The 17,182-nt window shown below is 43.2% G+C and carries 12 protein-coding genes; all 12 read right to left on the bottom strand.

The annotated features are described in order from the left end of the window. Positions 1-6: 6 nt before the first annotated feature. A complete protein-coding gene (locus tag ACMVDV_RS02565) occupies positions 7-891 on the bottom strand; it encodes a hypothetical protein (protein WP_304181565.1) in 885 nt (294 codons plus the stop codon). A 324-nt stretch (positions 892-1,215) separates the two neighbouring features. Further along, positions 1,216-2,190 carry an alpha/beta hydrolase gene (locus ACMVDV_RS02560; protein ID WP_416157084.1) on the bottom strand — a complete coding sequence of 325 codons (975 nt, stop codon included), beginning with the start codon at positions 2,188-2,190 and terminating at the stop codon, positions 1,216-1,218. Positions 2,191-2,438: 248 nt separating this feature from the next. Next, positions 2,439-2,507 carry a hypothetical protein gene (locus ACMVDV_RS02555; protein WP_244958501.1) on the bottom strand — a complete coding sequence of 23 codons (69 nt, stop codon included), beginning with the start codon at positions 2,505-2,507 and terminating at the stop codon, positions 2,439-2,441. A 376-nt stretch (positions 2,508-2,883) separates the two neighbouring features. After that, on the bottom strand, positions 2,884-3,654 hold the full coding sequence (locus tag ACMVDV_RS02550; RefSeq protein ID WP_416157083.1) for a hypothetical protein: 771 nt from the start codon (positions 3,652-3,654) through the stop codon (positions 2,884-2,886). Positions 3,655-3,736: 82 nt separating this feature from the next. Then, positions 3,737-4,267 (bottom strand): hypothetical protein, encoded by a 531-nt coding sequence (locus tag ACMVDV_RS02545; protein ID WP_416157082.1) that lies wholly within the window; start codon positions 4,265-4,267, stop codon positions 3,737-3,739. Positions 4,268-4,601: 334 nt separating this feature from the next. Further along, a complete protein-coding gene (locus tag ACMVDV_RS02540; RefSeq protein WP_416157081.1) occupies positions 4,602-6,317 on the bottom strand; it encodes an alpha-amylase family glycosyl hydrolase in 1,716 nt (571 codons plus the stop codon). Positions 6,318-6,389: 72 nt separating this feature from the next. Continuing rightward, the gene (locus tag ACMVDV_RS02535; RefSeq protein WP_416157080.1) at positions 6,390-8,792 is read right to left on the bottom strand and encodes a glycoside hydrolase family 15 protein; all 2,403 of its coding nucleotides are present in this window, start codon (positions 8,790-8,792) and stop codon (positions 6,390-6,392) included. Positions 8,793-8,808: 16 nt separating this feature from the next. Beyond that, a complete protein-coding gene (locus ACMVDV_RS02530) occupies positions 8,809-10,293 on the bottom strand; it encodes an MFS transporter (RefSeq protein WP_416157079.1) in 1,485 nt (494 codons plus the stop codon). Continuing rightward, positions 10,286-12,175: an alpha-amylase family protein gene (locus tag ACMVDV_RS02525; RefSeq protein WP_416157078.1), complete on the bottom strand. Its 1,890-nt coding sequence runs from the start codon at positions 12,173-12,175 to the stop codon at positions 10,286-10,288. The genes ACMVDV_RS02530 and ACMVDV_RS02525 overlap by 8 nt, the downstream gene beginning before the upstream one ends. A gap of 123 nt (positions 12,176-12,298) precedes the next feature. After that, positions 12,299-14,104 (bottom strand): glycoside hydrolase family 13 protein, encoded by a 1,806-nt coding sequence (locus ACMVDV_RS02520; RefSeq protein ID WP_416159041.1) that lies wholly within the window; start codon positions 14,102-14,104, stop codon positions 12,299-12,301. 52 nt (positions 14,105-14,156) lie between these two features. After that, complete coding sequence (locus tag ACMVDV_RS02515) at positions 14,157-15,644, bottom strand: tryptophan halogenase family protein (RefSeq protein WP_416157077.1); 1,488 nt, start codon at positions 15,642-15,644, stop codon at positions 14,157-14,159. Position 15,645: 1 nt separating this feature from the next. Further along, positions 15,646-17,157, bottom strand: coding sequence for a tryptophan halogenase family protein (locus tag ACMVDV_RS02510; protein ID WP_416157076.1), 1,512 nt, complete (start codon positions 17,155-17,157; stop codon positions 15,646-15,648). Positions 17,158-17,182 lie beyond the last annotated feature (25 nt).

The following is a 17,182-nucleotide window of genomic DNA, read 5'->3' as shown; positions in this document are numbered from 1 at the left end:
TTTTCCTCACTGCTTAGGCTTTAGGGTTTCAATGATTTTTGCATCAACCCAGTAAATATCGCCTTCAGGTTGTGTGCCGTCTGTATCCCGAACAGGTTTTCGGTTAAAGAAAAGATATTTACCGTCTGGAGATACATAGCCACTCGCTTCTGTTCCATCAGTGTTAATGCTATCGCCTAAGTTTATTGCACTACCCCATGCACCATCCGGCTGGCGAAAGCTGATATACAGATCCGTATCACCAAATCCCTGTTCTTTCTCACTATCCCAGATAATGTAAGACTCATCAGGAGCGATAAACGGATGGGCAGTCCACTTGCCAGAATTAATATGATCGGCCAGCAATCTCGGCGCCTGGCGCTGGCCGTTTTTAACCTCAGAGATTCTGAGCACATCATTGCTTTTGTAATCATCAAATATATAGGTACCATCGGCCGCTGCTGACAGGCGCATAATGCCCCAATCTTCCCGGTCAAACATCGGACCAAGGCTTTTTACCTCTGACCAACCATCCGCGGTGCGTTCCCTGTATTTGTTACCCAAATGCAGGGTATTGCCATCTGGTGACAGTATTGGTCGGCCAATTCTGGGGCCAATCACCGACTCTTGCCACTGGTTATTCTCAAGTTTAAAACGCATTAACCACCACTGTTGCGTATCCACGTCCCTTCTGGAGAAGTAGAACTCGGTTAAATCTGGCGTGAACGAGCCGCTAAAGTCGCGATGCCGGGTTGAAACATAACCCGGGGCAAATTTCTTCGGTGTTAAACCTGGCGGTACCTGGCCAAGATAAGGTCCTGCTAACAAGGGTAAGCCTTGCTGAGCGTTATTATCTACTGCCAGAGCCGACGCAGACAGCAAAAGCGCCACAGATAGCCACACATACTTCATCCGATATTCCTTAAACATTATCCAGTACCACCTTGTTTATTTTCGCTCTTTAGTTTGGGTGTGCTTCAAATTGCTGAGCGTTATCACCAATTTTCAACCAGGCTGGTTTATCCGCAACAAACTCGTGAAATTGGTTTTCAATGTCGATTTCACCGTCAATGCAATGGGCATTGATAGGAAAAAGAAATGTGCCTGTCCTATTTTTCCTTTTCTATTTTTCCTTATTTTTCCTTGTATAACGCCCGCCACAAATGCGAGCAACTTGTAGCGAGTCGAGCGCCAAAGGCGCGTTTTGCTGGCGTTTGTTATCTGCAGTTGTGAAACTCACAACGCTGTTAGCCAACTTTCAATTTCGCCGACATCATCACCGTCAAACACCATTAAACTTGAATGAGAGCGGGTTTTAAATGTCACTTTTTCAACAAATTCATTTTGAATAGACGAAAAATAAGCCGGAGGCGAGAGGGAATCAACATCTGAATTAATTAACAATACTGGCTTTTCAGCATAAGTCAATTTACTCAGTAGATTTGTTTCTTCAATAGTTACTGCTGCATCAGCCATTGTTTGATTAACAATGTCATCAATCCGACTATAAAATAATCTGCTGAGCAGAGGAGATTTGTAAGGTAAATATTCCTTAGCAGCAAGCTCAAAGCTCATCATGGGTGCGAGTAAAATAGCTGCGTTTACATTTTCGGACAATAATAAGTTGCTTGCAGTAAGCGCCCCCATAGAGTGTCCGACTACGACTGTTCGTTTATCAATTTGATTTAAAGCCAATTTAGCAAGCAGTTCATCTAAAATATTGTGTTCTTTTGCAGCGAACGCAAATGCCTCTTGTGATTCACCGTGCCCAAACAAATCCGGAATAACAACATTCATGCCAAGGGCTCTGAAATAGATAGCCATAGCCATCATTGCTTCTTTGCTACCACCATACCCATGCAGCAATAATGCGGTGCCTTTAAAGCGATTAAATGTATCAGGTGTCATTCTGTGCGAAATGGTATTTTCTACGCTATTACCTGTTGCATGAAGGTTGTAATAAACAGAACTATCTGCCGAAAAATCGGCTGCTTGATAAGGTTCAGCAGCCAGGTATGTGATGCACTGTGTGGTACTAACGGAACAGAACTTGTGTTTTTCAAAACCAATGTCGCTGGGCTTTGCTTTGATAAATTCAGCCTCTGAAAGGTAGACATCAGGATTGGAAATAACGTAGCTTCCAATTGAAGTACAGCCTGACAAAGAGAACATACAAAGCGCGAGCGTTAACAATTTGGCTAAATTTTCCATTTTCTCTTCATCAGTTAGATTTGAACACTATGACTTCAATTAGGCAGATAACGAGGCTGTAGAATAACTCGTTTTTAATTTATTTTTATTGATGCATTAACCATAGCTGAGTTCCTATTTTGATTCAATCGGTTACTTCGATTTTACGTGAAATATAAAAAGAGGATTTGCTGTTGCTTTAATGGGCGTTTTGGAAGGTATGACTGGTTTTTAAGTGGCTTACTTGGAGAGGTAGCAGCTTACCTTTATTAATGCATCGTGTTTTGCAGCTTTTCTATATTATGAACTAAGCAATACAGTTGCCATTGGGCATTCACTTTCGTTTGACCGCGTAAGGTCAACTGCTCATGCTTTTACCAATAATGAAACCAGCCGCCTTGAATAGTGCCATGATGAGGTTAACCGATGAATGTCTCGGCTCTGGCATCCTGCTTCGCTCTACCTTCTAAATCCATTTAGTAGTAGTGCCCTAGCGACCCCAAAAGGATATGGGAAAACCTGGCTGCGATGAGATCGCAATAAGAGAACCTCTATATGTGTTTGCCGTAAGCTACTTGCTTAACAGCCACATCGACAGACGAAGTAAACGAATTTGTTTATTGATTTAGAATTGACCGTCACTGAATAAAAACGGTCAAAAAGAATACTAGTGGCTATTGACAGAGTTAAGGCTCATATGTGTTACATGCCGACTTATTTACTCCACTCTCGTGTACCACTAATACTTGACATAACATCACCGAAATCAAAATTTGGGTCAATATTTCCCGAGAATTCTCCCCGATTTCCGTCATATATAAAACTAGGGCAATCACAATCATCGGAGCCTTCACCACAATCCATACATTCAGGATTACAAGCATCTATCATGCGGTCAATTGCATCATGCGGCTCGTAGTCATACTCAAAATGACCGTATCCTGTGCTTCCACATATCCGCCCATTTATAAAATCATCAATATCCTTTGTAGTTTTAAGACCACAGTTAAATATTGCAGCAATTGGCCGTAAAACCACCCTTGAATAATCAAATTTATATTCAGGCATATCGAAAAATACTTTTCCGCCTTCAGGTTTAAGGCTGTGGAATGATAGTTCGCCGTATTTTTCTATGAGCTCTTTGTACCGACCTTTATCAAGCTCAACATGTTTGAATGAGTTATTGATGGCGTCCAACAAAGCAAATTTATTGTTGATGTGCTGACAACCATCAACAGCATATATATTGTCAAACTCTTTAATGAAGGATCCTCTTTTAGCACTTGTCATTTTATTAGCGATAAATACCATATAATCAATTGCATGAGCCAAAATGGCATTAAATGAATAAACATGGTGGAGCTTTACTTTGTTATCGCTCAACTGGCTAAAAAACTCATCTGATGCAGGAATAAGAACATCGTTTAAGTAAGCTATAAGATACCTTGCATCCTTTTCATTAGACTTTTCATTGTACCTATCCATGTGCAACCTCCCTAAGGCATGTAACGCCCGCAACACTGGCGAACCGGCGCGCAGCATAGGTTTGTCCGAGTGCTTGCGATTGTTAGCTCTTTGGGGCCGCCCACATGTTTGGTTGGCGAGTTCCAGAAAGCCAATCCTCGTATGATGGCATGACATCCCATGATTCCTCCTTACTCAAAGTAACGACGCCTGTATCCCTCTCGTTTAATTGCTTCGCCAATAGGCGTGCTTTCTGGGTGAATCCTTCTCTAATCTTAAGGGGACGATCATCGTAGCCCTTAGCATCATTGGAATCTCTAACGAAGAGAATTTTTTGCTCTCCATCCACGTTAAAAGTCGGATCTCTGAGAACGCCCTCATGCTCATGCACAGTGTGGCGCTCAGCCTCAATGTACTTACCTTTTACGTACCAGATTTTGTAACCATGAACCTTCTTTCCACCTAGCTGCTCGATTAGCTTCTCTGCGTTCATCTCACAACAACTCTGCCTACACCAAGTCTCTGGGGTTACCTCGATAAAAACGGGAGTTGCACTGCTCAGCCTCCGACAAAAAGAGGATACCTTTTGGTCTATGTTGTTCGGTGTAGTTAGACTTTTTGGATCAAGTTGCATCTGCGACCTCTTTTGCAGCTAACATTTTATAGTAAGCGCGTCGCGTATCTTTCTGCCGATGTCACGCTCATGTATCTAATAAATCTATTATTAACAAATAACTTAATGCATTGCCAACTATAATTTTTTATTGGTACTAAAGATATTCAGAAAAGAGAAAATGCGCTCGTCGCTCATTTTCTTGAATATGGGAGCAAAACAACTAGACGGTATACTTACTACAGTGCTTTATATTGGTAATGACATGAAAATGCGCTACAACTGTGGGGTAATGTGATTAGCCTTTTTCACCCATTGGGGCTAACGTATGTTAGCCCCAATGGGTGAATTTTATTTACAGTGTGTTGTTTAGTAACAACAAACCATAGCCTGCGAGTTGTTCGCCATTGAGGTCATGTTGCCAACTGGCGGTTAAACCGTCACGAGCGATGTTAGCAACAGTTTGTGGGTTAGCCGTTAAATTAAGCACGAACACACTTTTACTGCCGTTTAACTCGCGGGTTATTTCAACCAGGCCATTGTAGTGTTGAGTTAACGTGTAGCTGCCTTTAATGCCGAGCTCTGGGCGCTGTTTTTTCTGCGCGATTAATAATTTATATAGCTGCCAAATAGAGTCTGGCTGTGCTTGCTGGGCGGCTACGCTGCGATCTGCTGCTGCAAGTTGCTCGGCTAAAAATGCTGGCCACCAGCTTGCAAAATCATCACCAAACAATTCACTTTGTTCAACCCAGCTCGTTTTAGCTTTGGTAAAACCGGCTTGATTGCTGTTGTCCCACTGCATTGGCGCGCGTTTATAAACGTCGTGACCTGTGCCACCTTGTGTTAAGCCAATTTCTTCACCGTAGTAAATATAAGGGGTGCCCGGTGAGCTAAATAACATGGCGGCGGCAAGCTTTGCCTTGTCGTCATGCTCTGTTAGTTGATAAGCCACTCGCTCTTGGTCGTGATTGGTTAAAAACGGCGCAAAAAAGTCAAGTGGTGCGCTCGAGTCAATACGCTGTTGTAAGTTTTGCTTTAACACATTGGCATCAACCGCATTTTTTTGCTGGTTAGACTGCATAGTGCCAAATTGCGCTTCGCCACTGGCGTCAGGCTTTAATAAGCCAAGGATTTTATAGCCCACTTCAAAGTCAAAACCTTGATCGAGTCCTTTGCCATCGCCGTAATAACGCGCGGCAATTGGAATATCGGCCCATGCTTCACCGACTAAGTACGCGTCTGGATCAACACTTTTTACATACTGATTAAAGTGCTGCCAGTAAGCAATGGTTTCATCGGTGTCGGCTTGCGCATTGCCGCCGCTTTCCATGGCAAAGCGTACTGCGTCTAATCTAAAGCCTGCTACGCCTTTATCGAGCCAAAACTTGGCCATTTTTTCCATTTCGGCAATCACGTCGGGATGGCGTAAATTTAAATCAGGTTGGCTGGCACCAAATGCGCCATAGTAATATTGCTGACGGGTTTCACTCCAATGCCATACTGCATCTGGCTTGTCGTTATCGCTCCATGCGTGGCCCCAGCCACTGCCCGCTTTTGGCAAGTCGTCACGCCACACAAAATAGTCACTGTAAGGGCGCTCGCCGTTTGCAGAGCGTTTAAACCATGGGTGCTCACTTGAAATATGGTTAATCACTAAATCGAGTATCACCTTCATGCCTTTGTCGTCAGCGGCTTTTATAAAGGCTTCAAATTCTGCCATGCTGCCATAGTCGCTTTCTACTTGGTAAAACTCAGTAAAGTCGTAACCATGGTAAGATGGCGCTTCAAACATGGGGGTCAACCATAAAGCATTGACACCGAGCTCTTGTAAATACGGCAGCTTTTTAGTCATGCCGTTAAAGTCGCCATGGCCGTCACCGTCGCTGTCATAAAAGCTGCGTGGCCAAATTTGATAAAATATCGCACTTTGCCACCATGGCGTGGCGTGTTGTTCGGCACTGATTTGCGCCGTAGCGGCTGTATTAGTATTTTGTGTGTTAGTTGTGGGTGCGCTCTGGCAGCCCGTTAACATTAAAGCGAGGGCCAACGCACTCAAGGTAAAGGTTTTCATTGCATCTCCGTTATTATTTTAATAAATGCGCCTAGCCGTACGTTACTACGGCTAGTCATTTGCTGGAAAAGGTTATTGCAGTGCGTTTTCAACCACGGGGTAATGATCCCACACTTGCTTGTCGTGTAATGAACGAAGTAGTTTAATGTATTCAGCATGGGTCCATGCCAATGGTGTGGCTGAGTTGGTGCCCTCGCCTAGCTTATACCCTGCTTTGTTAACCCCTACGCCATCCCATACTTGCTCTGGTAGCATAAACCCTTGGTTAGCAAATGTTTCCATACCTTTTACATAGGTGTTTTTGATGGCGTTTTGCTTAGTGGTATCAAGGCTATTTGTGGCATTAGCGGCAGCAATTTCATAATGACCTCGCTCGCCGGTAAAAAACGGCCATACTCGCCCACGTTGCCCTGGGGTTTTTATGCCGCCTTCAGCGTAGTTTGCGCCCGTTACTTCGTCTTCACCGTAACCGTCGTTGCCATAACGGCGATAGCCAGAGAAAGTGCCTGAGCCGTCGGCAAACTCAAATGTGTAATGCACTTGCAAGTTATCTTCTAAGCTTTGATCATCATACTCAGGTAAGGTTTTAACAATACTCGGTGCGTTGGCATCTCTAACTCCGTAACGTACTAGCTCTAAAAAGCCGCCGTCGAGAATTTGCTTTTTATTAAAGCCTTCACGGCCATTATTGGCACTAATTTTAGTGTTTGAGTTGGCGTTTTTATCTTGACCAATACGAATAAAGTACTCACCGTCGCTTGCTTTTGAGTCAAGGTTGCCTTGAGTGGTAAACATGGTGTTTTCAATGTCGGCATTATAACTTTTTGCGGTTGCAAGGTAGCGTTTAGCATTGGCCTCATCACCCGCCATTTTGGCAATATCGGCGGCGGTAATTAAACCCGCTATAACCGCTGCGCTGGTTGACGGTGAATAACCCTCTTGCTCTTCCCAACGCTCTTGTTGTGTGGCCGGTGGGGTTATTTGTGTGTCGTTCCATAAAATTTTGGCAAGGCCGCCGTCCACTAAAAAATCTGCCGCAGGCTTTAACATACGCCCATACCAATCTGTGAGCTCGCCATCAGTTAATACACCGGCTTGATGTAACTTCCACGCCAGCATAATCGGCATCGCGGTTTGATCAAGCTGCACGCCGACCCATTCAAGCTCGCCATCAACATGCGTTTTTTGTAAAAACCAGCCTGTATCGCCTTGGTTGCCCGGGGTATTGTGGTTGACTTGCACTTTATCTAAATATTCGAATGCGGTTTTTGCGGTGTGGGTATCGCCCATGGCCATAAATGCCATCGCCACTTGGTAAAAGTCACGCACCCATACCGCTTTATAACCGGTAGAGCCGGTTTTAGCAGAGACGGTTTCGCCCCATGGGTTAGATAAAGACGCAATAAGCGCACCGGCATGAGTTTTGTCTTCTTGCGCTTTTAGCACCATGGCACTGGTGTACAGTAATTTGCCGTTGTCTGCGCTGCTGCTAACAAGGCTTGCAAGAGGTGCCAAGCTGTTAAGGTAATCCTGCCAGCCTATCGCCTCACCTTTACCATTGTAGTTATCAAGTACAGTTTGATAACCACGGGCTAAACTTGCTTGGCCTTCTTTAAAGCTGGCTTGCTCGCTGTTGCCAAAGCTAAGGGTTAAATCAAACTGCGTATTTTTGCCAATTTCACCCAGCTCTGCCAATAAACTAACATTACCTGATTGATCACCGGTATTTTTATAAACACTGCTAAGCTGCTGGGTTGTTTTAAGCGCGTTTAAACCATCACTTACGCCTGTAAAACCAACACTTGTTTGTTTAAATGGTTGTGCGCTTTGTAATGTTAAATAATTATCATCTTGCCACGCAACCAACCCTTGCTCGGTGGTTTTTGCAAAATCATCTAAGCCGTTATTGTTTATGTAAGGGTTAACAGTAACAAAAGCTTTTACGCCTTCATGCTCAGTATTAAATATACTGCGCACAAATAACGTTTGCCCGTCTGGATCGGTGAATATGTGTTTTTCGAGGCTAAAGCGCCCTTGCTTGTCTTTGCTTGTTACTTTGTAAGCCAGCGATAATGGCCGCCCTGCTTGATCTTTGTATAAGTAATCAATGCTTACATCTAAATCATCCGCTTCTGTAACGGTAAAGTCTTTGCCCACCACTATAAATTGCATGTCTTTAATTTGTGCTTGGTGAATAAGCCCAAACATGGTTTCGGTGATCATGCCTTTGGCAATGGAAAACCATACTTTTGACACTGTGCCAGTGGCGGCACTATCACTGTATTGGCCATTTTGATATTGCTCAAACGAGGTACCAATACCAGTTTTACCCGAATACGCCCAAAATGGCTCGGCGCCGGGGGCGCCAGGAGCTGATAACTGCACACTTGGTTTGGGTGTAACGGCTTGTTCAGAGCTACATGCACTAAGGCCAAGGGCCAGTATAGTTGCAGTAATAATGTTATAGTTTTTCACTGTGTGTCCCCTAAAATTATGATTGTTTAACGCGCAGTACGGCAATTGCTGCAAACACCAACGACAGCGCACCCAGCAATAATGCGTAAATAGGCTGGTTATCAAAAAAGTGGCGTAAAATTAGGCCTAAAATACTGGCGGCAAGTAATTGTGGGATCACAATAAAGAAGTTAAAAATCCCCATAAACACGCCCATTTTATGGCTCGGCACTGAGGTGCTTAGCATTGCATACGGCAGCGATAAAATTGACGCCCACGCAAAGCCAATACCTATCATTGGCCAAATAAGTAATTGCGGATCGGGTATCACAATAAAACTCGCCAGACCTAGTGCTCCTAAAATAAGGTTAAAGCAATGCGCCCACTGTATACCAATTTTTTTCACAATGAGTGGGATACACAATGCGGCCAGTGCGGCAAACCCATTGTAAGCAGCAAACAATACGCCAACCCAATCTGCACCATTGTTGTAAGCAACTGAGCTGGTATCACTGCTACCATAATGAAAACTGGTTACCGCTGAAGTGGTGTAAATCCACATTGCAAATAACGCAAACCAGCTAAAAAATTGCACCCACGCCAGTTGTTTCATCGTTTCTGGCATGGTGAATACATCGTTGATCACTTGATAAAAACCACCCGATGTTTTACCCGTTGCTTTTAACCGCGCTGCTATAAATTGGATCACGCCAAAAGAGATCAATCCAGCGGAAAGTAAATACAACTCTTTTTCAAGCTTAAGGCCAACAACCAAGGCTAATACAGCAACCCCTAAGCCAATAAATATCAGCGCACCTTTATTAAAATTAACTTTATTTTCAATAACTTGCTCTGATGCATTGGCGTCTTGTTGGTTAAACTCGGCAAGTTCTTTGGGTGAATATTCTTTGGTGGTCACTATGGTCCAGCCAACCGCGACAAATAAAATAACCGCACCAAAGTAAAACGAATATTTTACAGAATCAGGGATTTGCCCAGCGGCTGCGGTGTTAGCAATATCAAACCAGTTGGTCATCATCCAAGGCAAGGCCGATGCCACCACCGCGCCTACACCAATAAAAAAGCTTTGCATGGCATACCCAGTTGCTCGTTGCTTTTTATTGAGGTTATCGCCAACCAAAGCCCGAAACGGTTCCATGGTGACGTTAATAGAGGCATCCATGATCCACAACATACCTGCCGCAATCCATAGCGTGGGCGAATTTGGCATAATAAATAACGACAAGGTGGTGAGGATTGCACCATATAAAAAGAATGGCCGACGGCGACCTAGTTTGCCCCAGGTTTTGTCGCTCCAAAAGCCAATAATTGGCTGCACAATTAAGCCCGTTAACGGCGCAGCAATCCATAAAATAGGAATATCATCAACATTCGCGCCTAAGGTTTGAAATATACGGCTGACATTACCGTTTTGTAATGCAAAACCAAATTGAATGCCTAAAAAGCCAAAGCACATGTTCCATATTTGCCAAAAGCTTAGGTTGGGTTTGTTATTATTCATTATGTGCTCCAGTGGTCAATACTGCACTGCTAAGCGCATTTAACGTTAAACTGATTTTTACCTGCTCAGGTGTGATTGTTAACACGGCAGTTTGATTGGCTTCAAGCAGATCAAGTAATTGCTGCTCTGCCTGTTTGTGGTTTGCTAATGTGTTAAGTGGAATATCAATACTTACCGTATTTTCTTGCTCGGCAAAGTTGCTCACCACCCAAATGTGTTGTTGACCAATACTGCGGCTAAACGCAGCAACTTGGTCGCTACCTGTCACCGTTAACGGGTGCATGTCACCGGCAACAACCGCGGGATGTTTACTCAACGCCATAACCGCTTTGTAATATTCACGTAACTGACTTTGCTCGGCAGTTAATGCGCCGCCATCAAACTTGCCGTTGTTCATCCACGCTTGATGCGCTGGCACGCCAATATAATCAAAAATACTGGTGCGAGTTGGTTTGCCAAAACCAGCCTCTTCAGAGCCATCTTCACCTACATCTTGGCCAAAATATAATAGTGTTGGCGAGCGGCTAATAAGGTTTGATACTACCAATGCGGGTTTGCCCTTTTCACTGCTACCTGCAAAATCTGGGCTGGCAATGCGTTGTTCGTCATGGTTTTCTAGAAAATGCAGCATGTGCTGTTCAATATCTGCCACTTGTTGCTGTGCTGCAAAAATGCTACTCGCGGCTTGAGTGCCTTGCATCACGGCTTTTAGGGTGTCGTAAAAGCCCACTTTATCGTACAAGTAGTCCATTTTGCCTTGCTGGATATACGGGCGATATAAATCTGGGTTGTATACTTCGGCTAGTAAAAATGCCTCTGGGTTGTGCATCTTGATAGATGAATTTAAAAAGCTCCAAAACTCCACGGGCACCATTTCAGCCATATCATAGCGAAAACCATCTACGCCTTTATCGAGCCAATACAAGGCGATATCACGAAATTTATACCAGCTGTTTGGCAACTCTTTATCTTGCCAAAATTCAAAGTGCGCGCGTAAATCTTGATTGGCATAATCGTTTGGTAACGTTGGAAAGTCGTAGCTACCATCGGGTTTTACACCGTAGTTAACTTTAACCGTTTCGTACCAATCGTTACTATCAGGCTTGGCAGCTCGGGCACCGTTACCAGTCCATTTTGCAGGCGTTTCATCAAATAAGTTGTCTGCAAGTGGGTGGGCATTACCGCCCAGTACTTGGTAATTTTCACTGGTTGGTACTTGAAATGACTGCCCAGTAACGTAGTAAAAGTTATTATCGCGGGCATACTCTACACTGGTGTCATCTTGCTCACCAAAATCTTTCACACCAGTAGGTTTAGCAGTCGATTGATAATGACGCGCCACATGATTTGGCACAATATCAATCACCACTTTCATACCGTGTTGGTGGGTGCGCTCAATCAATGCCGCAAATTCTTCAAGGCGGCGCTCTGGATTGATTGCTAAGTCAGGGTTTACATCGTAATAGTCTTTAATAGCATAAGGAGAGCCTGCGCGCCCTTTCACTACATCCGGATCATCTTGGCTAATTCCATATTGGCTGTAATCGCCTACCAACGCGTGGTGAAGCACACCAGTATACCAAATATGGGTGGTGCCAAGTTCTTTAATACCTGCTAATGCGACATCGTTAAAATCACTAAATGTGCCTACGCCATTTTGCTCTTTGGTTCCCCATGGCACATTGGCTGTTTGGGTATTACCAAATAAACGGGTGAATACTTGGTAAACCACCGGCTTTGAATGTTCGTTAACTTGTTCAGCTACTTTTTTGTCAGCACTGGGGATTGTGGGCTCATCTGAGCAGCTCGATAACAATAAGCTACTAGCTAATACCCATGAGCCATATTTAAATGTACTAATTGTGGTTTTGTTTGTTGTCATAATGTTCTTACTTAGATCTGACGTTTTAATGGATTGTCATTTAAACGTCATTTTTATTATAAATTTAATACTAAAGTGAACAGCCACTGACTGACAGCGGCTGCATACGTATTCACACAGGCTTTATTCAATTATTAATACCGTTGCACTCATAGGCGCTAAAGTCACTGTATCAATTAGGCTAATTGCTTGGTTAGTCAAAAGGTTTATGGCCTGTTTATGTTGCCCAATAACCTCCTGCATATATGCTAATGACCAGCTTTTTGCTGCGGTATTTTTATTTAAAAACACCAGTACCGTTTGCTGATCACTGATCCGCGCATAGCTGTATATACCTGCTTTAGGGCTAAAGTGAGTCAGTTTACCTTGCGCTATTGCTGGGCTTTGCTTTCTAAAATTAAGTAAAGTGGTAATGGTTTGCTGCATATCACGCTGCTCATCTGATAAGCCCTGCCCTGTAAACGCATTACTTGGTTGGCCTTTAAAGCCACCGGGGAAATCAATGCGAATATCACCGTGATCATTACTGCCCGTGTTATCAAGCAAAACTTCGGTACCGTAGTACATTTGCGCAATACCACGGGTAGTTAAAAGCAATGTCATCGCCATTTTAGTTTTCGCTAAATCTTGCTTAAGCTCAGTATAAACTCGGCTCATGTCGTGGTTATCGGCAAACACCAGTAAGTTGTCTGGGTTTGGGTATAAAAAGTCATCGGCGATTGATTGATACACTTTAACCCAGCCGGTGTTCCAACTTTCCTCTTCATTAAGTGCTTGAATAAGTGACTCTTGTAATGAAAAGTCCATCACGCTTGGTAAACTTGAAGTATAGCCGTCGTTATTTACCTTACCGGCTTGCCAATATGAGGCAATCGCAGGATTGCTGGTCCACTCTTCACCAACAATATTAAAGTTAGGGTATTCAGTCATTATCGCTTTAGTCCAGTCAGCTAAAAAGGCTTTGTCTGAATATGAATAGGTATCAACGCGAATACCGCTTAAGTCGGCGTACTCAATCCACCATATCGCATTTTGAATTAAGTAAGTTGCTAGTAATGGTTGGCGCTGGTTCAAATCTGGCATAGTGGCAACAAACCAGCCATCGCTAAACTGGCGTTTATCGAACTCGCTGGCATGGGGATCTTGAATAGTTTGACGAGCATGGCTGGTAGCATGGTTACCGTTTGCAAACTCGCCATTAAAATTGATCCAATCTGCTGTGGGTTTATCTGTCATCCAGATATGCTCAGAGCCAAAGTGATTCAGCACTAAGTCCATCACTAAACCTATACCATGTTGTTTTGCTGTAGCAGATAGCTCACGGTACAGTTCATTTGAGCCCATGCGCGGGTCGATAGTGTAAAAATCGGTGATTGCATAACCATGGTAAGAATAGCTAGGCATATCATTTTCAAGCGCTGGCGTTAACCAAAGCTGGGTAACGCCCAGTTTTTGTAAATACGGCAGTGCGTTAATTACACCTTGAATGTCGCCACCGTGACGCCCGCCTCGCTCAATTGGCTTTGCAGCCTCAAGCATTCCTTTTACGGTGTCGTTGCTGCTATCACCATTAGCGAAGCGATCCGGGTTAATTAAGTAAATGGTATCACTGCTATCAAAACCACTGCGTTTACTGCTGTTTGCTTTGCGTGCATGCAATTGATACTCAAAACGCTCCCCTGATTTGCTGCTAAATACTAACACACCAGGCTTTGCGCTCGGGTTTATTGCAAGATTTAGAAAAGCGTAATTTGGGTTATCCGTATGCGTAATGCTTGTTAACTCAACGCCAGCATGTGATTCAAGTTGCCATTGCTGCTTAGCAACATTTGGCTCATGCAGCATAATTTGTAGCTGCTTGTTTTGCATACCAACCCACCAGTTTTGTGGTTCAATGCGCATTTTTGCGTGCAGCTGAAAACTCAGCATTACTGTTACTAACAGTAATGTGCTTTTTGATAGTCTCATATTAATGTCCTGATTATTTTTGCTGCGGGATGATGGGTGTAAGCGCTCTAAAATGGCTCGCACACTGATGGTTAAAATTATAAAGTTCTTTAATTTGCTGTTGTTGCACATAACTTGGCTTAGCAATGCTAGCAGGGAAGACGCCATAACCGCTCAATAGGCTATGCCACGACAGGCTTGAATAGTAGTTTTCGATCCCTTGATGGGCAATTTCGCCAGTTAAATCATTACGCGATAGCCAGCACTGAAAAATATTTTTTAGCGAGGCCGATAGCATTTCATTTTGACCATTTGCTTGCCAATACTCTGTGTCTCGACGATTAGATGCGCGATAATGACATACTATATAATCGCGAATACCTTCTATACGGTTATTAATTTGCGTATTGAATGAATCACGCTTTGCTTCACTCGGTTGGTTATGCTCAAAACATGCGATAAACGATTCGATTGTTTGCTGCACCAAATGTAAAGCAGTTGCTTCAAGAGGTTCAATAAAGCCTTGCGATAAACCGACAGCTAAACAGTTTTTATACCAATGTTGCTTAACTCGTCCTACTTTCATTGTTAGCTTACGTGCAGGTACATCGTAATTGAGTAAGCCGAGTTTGGTTCTAAGTTCTGTTTCTGCTTCATCAGCACTACAAAAGTCTTGGCTGTAAACATAACCATTGCCAATACGATTGGTAAGGGGAATAGCCCATTGCCATCCATATTTTAATGCGGTTGAAGTAGTTTGTGGGGCTTGTGATTGATTACTCATTGTCGGCAGTACAATAGCACTGTCGTTAAATAGATTTTCTTTAAAACTAAGCCAAGGTACGGCTAATGCTTGCTGAATAAGCAATCCTTTAAAACCACTACAATCGATAAAAAAATCAGCTGCAATACACTGCTGTCCATCACTGTCTTCATCGAGAACAAGCTGCTTGATATTGCCTGCAGTATCAAGCTCAACCTGTGCTATGGTACTTTTTAGGTGCTTAACACCTTTGCTTGTTGCTCTATTAGCTAAAAATAGCCCAAGCAGTGCCGAGTCAAAATGATAACCATAACTTTGCTGAAACGGAAAGTCCGCTTGAGTATGTGGCCCACGCTGTTGCTTAGCTAAGTAGGCTGCTAAAAAATAGCTGTCGGGATGTGCATCAATCGCTATGCCTTGGCGTTTTAACAAACAACTTTTTATAAATTGCTGCTGTGTATGTAAGTCCGTTTGCCCATAAAATGAGTGAAAATACTGCTCATGACCTGGATGGGTAGACCAATTTTTAAATTCAATCCCCAGTTTGTAGGTTGCATTGCATTGAGGCATCCACTCACTTTCGCTAATATCTAATGTATCGAAGAATTGTTTTAACTGCGGAGTCGAGCCTTCACCAACACCAATAGGCGCAATTGTTGGTGATTCAATTAAAGTGACATGGGTATCAGTGAGAGAATGATTTAATAAATTAGCAGCCATCCACCCTGCTGTACCACCACCAACAATAACAATATTCATACTAAATTTGACCTTTTGTTAGCTCTGTGTCACTACAGAATTGCTGCAAATATTCCTCATGTGTTGGTAAGTGAGTAACGTATTGCTGTTGGATAGTCGCTATATTAGATAAGAACTCATCAAGCTCAGAATCTGAAATTGCACGTGCGAGCGGGTGATAACTTTGTGGTCTGATCCCTTGCCCAATCAAAACTTGTAGCCAAGCAACCTCTGAAAAAAGTTCATCTGCTTGTATTGAAAGCGTGCCTGTTCGTTTAAATAGTGCAATACGTTGCTGTAATGAGTCAGGTAATGTCATCGTGCCACACCGTTGCCAAAATGGCTGCTGTTTTTGATTAACTGCGTAGTGCAAAATAATAAAATCACGAATTTTTTCAAATTCATTTTTAGCTTGAAAATTATAAGCATGCGCCGATAACTCACAATCAGGGTGCGCCGGAAATAACTTAATAAACCGAGCTATACTGGTTTGTATTAAATGTAAGCTGGTAGATTCCAAAGGCTCTAAAAAGCCACTAGATAAACCGATACTTAAACAATTTTTAAACCACTGCTGTTCGCGTCGTCCTGGCGTGAACTTAATATGTTTTGGGGCCGTTATGGTCTCGGTTTCTAAACTATTTAATAACTGTTGCTCAGCTTGTTCAGCACTCATAAATTGGCTGCTATATACCAGCCCATTCCCCACTCTATTTTGCAGCGGAATTTGCCATTGCCACCCGGCATCTTTTGCAATTGAGCGAGTAAACGGCGGCGTATTTTTCAGCGCTTTAGTTTGCACTGCAATTGCACGGTCACAGAAAAGCCAATGCTGATAACTTTGGTATTTAACCCCCAACGCCTGTTCAATCAAGCGTGCACTGGAGCCGCTGCAATCAATAAAAAAATCACCTTTTATGGTCTGGCCATCACTGAGCTCAAGTGCTTTAATCAAGCCATTATCGCCTAATTTTACAGACTCCATCGTCCCACTGAGATACTCAACACCTTGCGCAATTGCAAACTCTTGTAATAACTTTGCGTACTTGCCCGCATCAAAGTGATAGGCATAAGTAAGCCCAGCTAGAGGCGTTTTACCAATGTGTGGATTTGGGTGGAATTTATTATTGTTTGCCGCAATGGCATTAACACTGAACTCCCACAGGGATTGTGTTGTTTTTTCTTGACTGCTTTTGAGCCAAAAGTGATGAAATGGAGTGATCCCAAGCCCTCGGCCAATATCACCAAATGCATGCTGGTAACTATCGCCTTGTTGACCCCAATTTTCAAATTGAATACCAAGTTTATAAGTGCCTTGAGTGCGCTTTAAAAAAACGTGTTCATCAAGTCCCAATACATTGTTGAAGGTCTGTATCGCAGGGATAGTTGCCTCCCCGACACCAACAGTTGGAATATCGGGTGATTCTATTAAAGTGATTGATAGCTGCTTAGAAAACACTTTTGCTAACATCGCTGCGGTCATCCAACCTGCACTGCCGCCGCCTAAGATAACAATTTTTTCTATCGCTTTCATTTACCACTCCTCACAAATAAAAAAG

The sequence above is a fragment of the Pseudoalteromonas sp. ASV78 genome (assembly GCF_047806705.1).
Classification (GTDB): domain Bacteria; phylum Pseudomonadota; class Gammaproteobacteria; order Enterobacterales; family Alteromonadaceae; genus Pseudoalteromonas; species Pseudoalteromonas prydzensis_A.
This window is presented reverse-complemented; position numbering and strand designations above follow the sequence as displayed.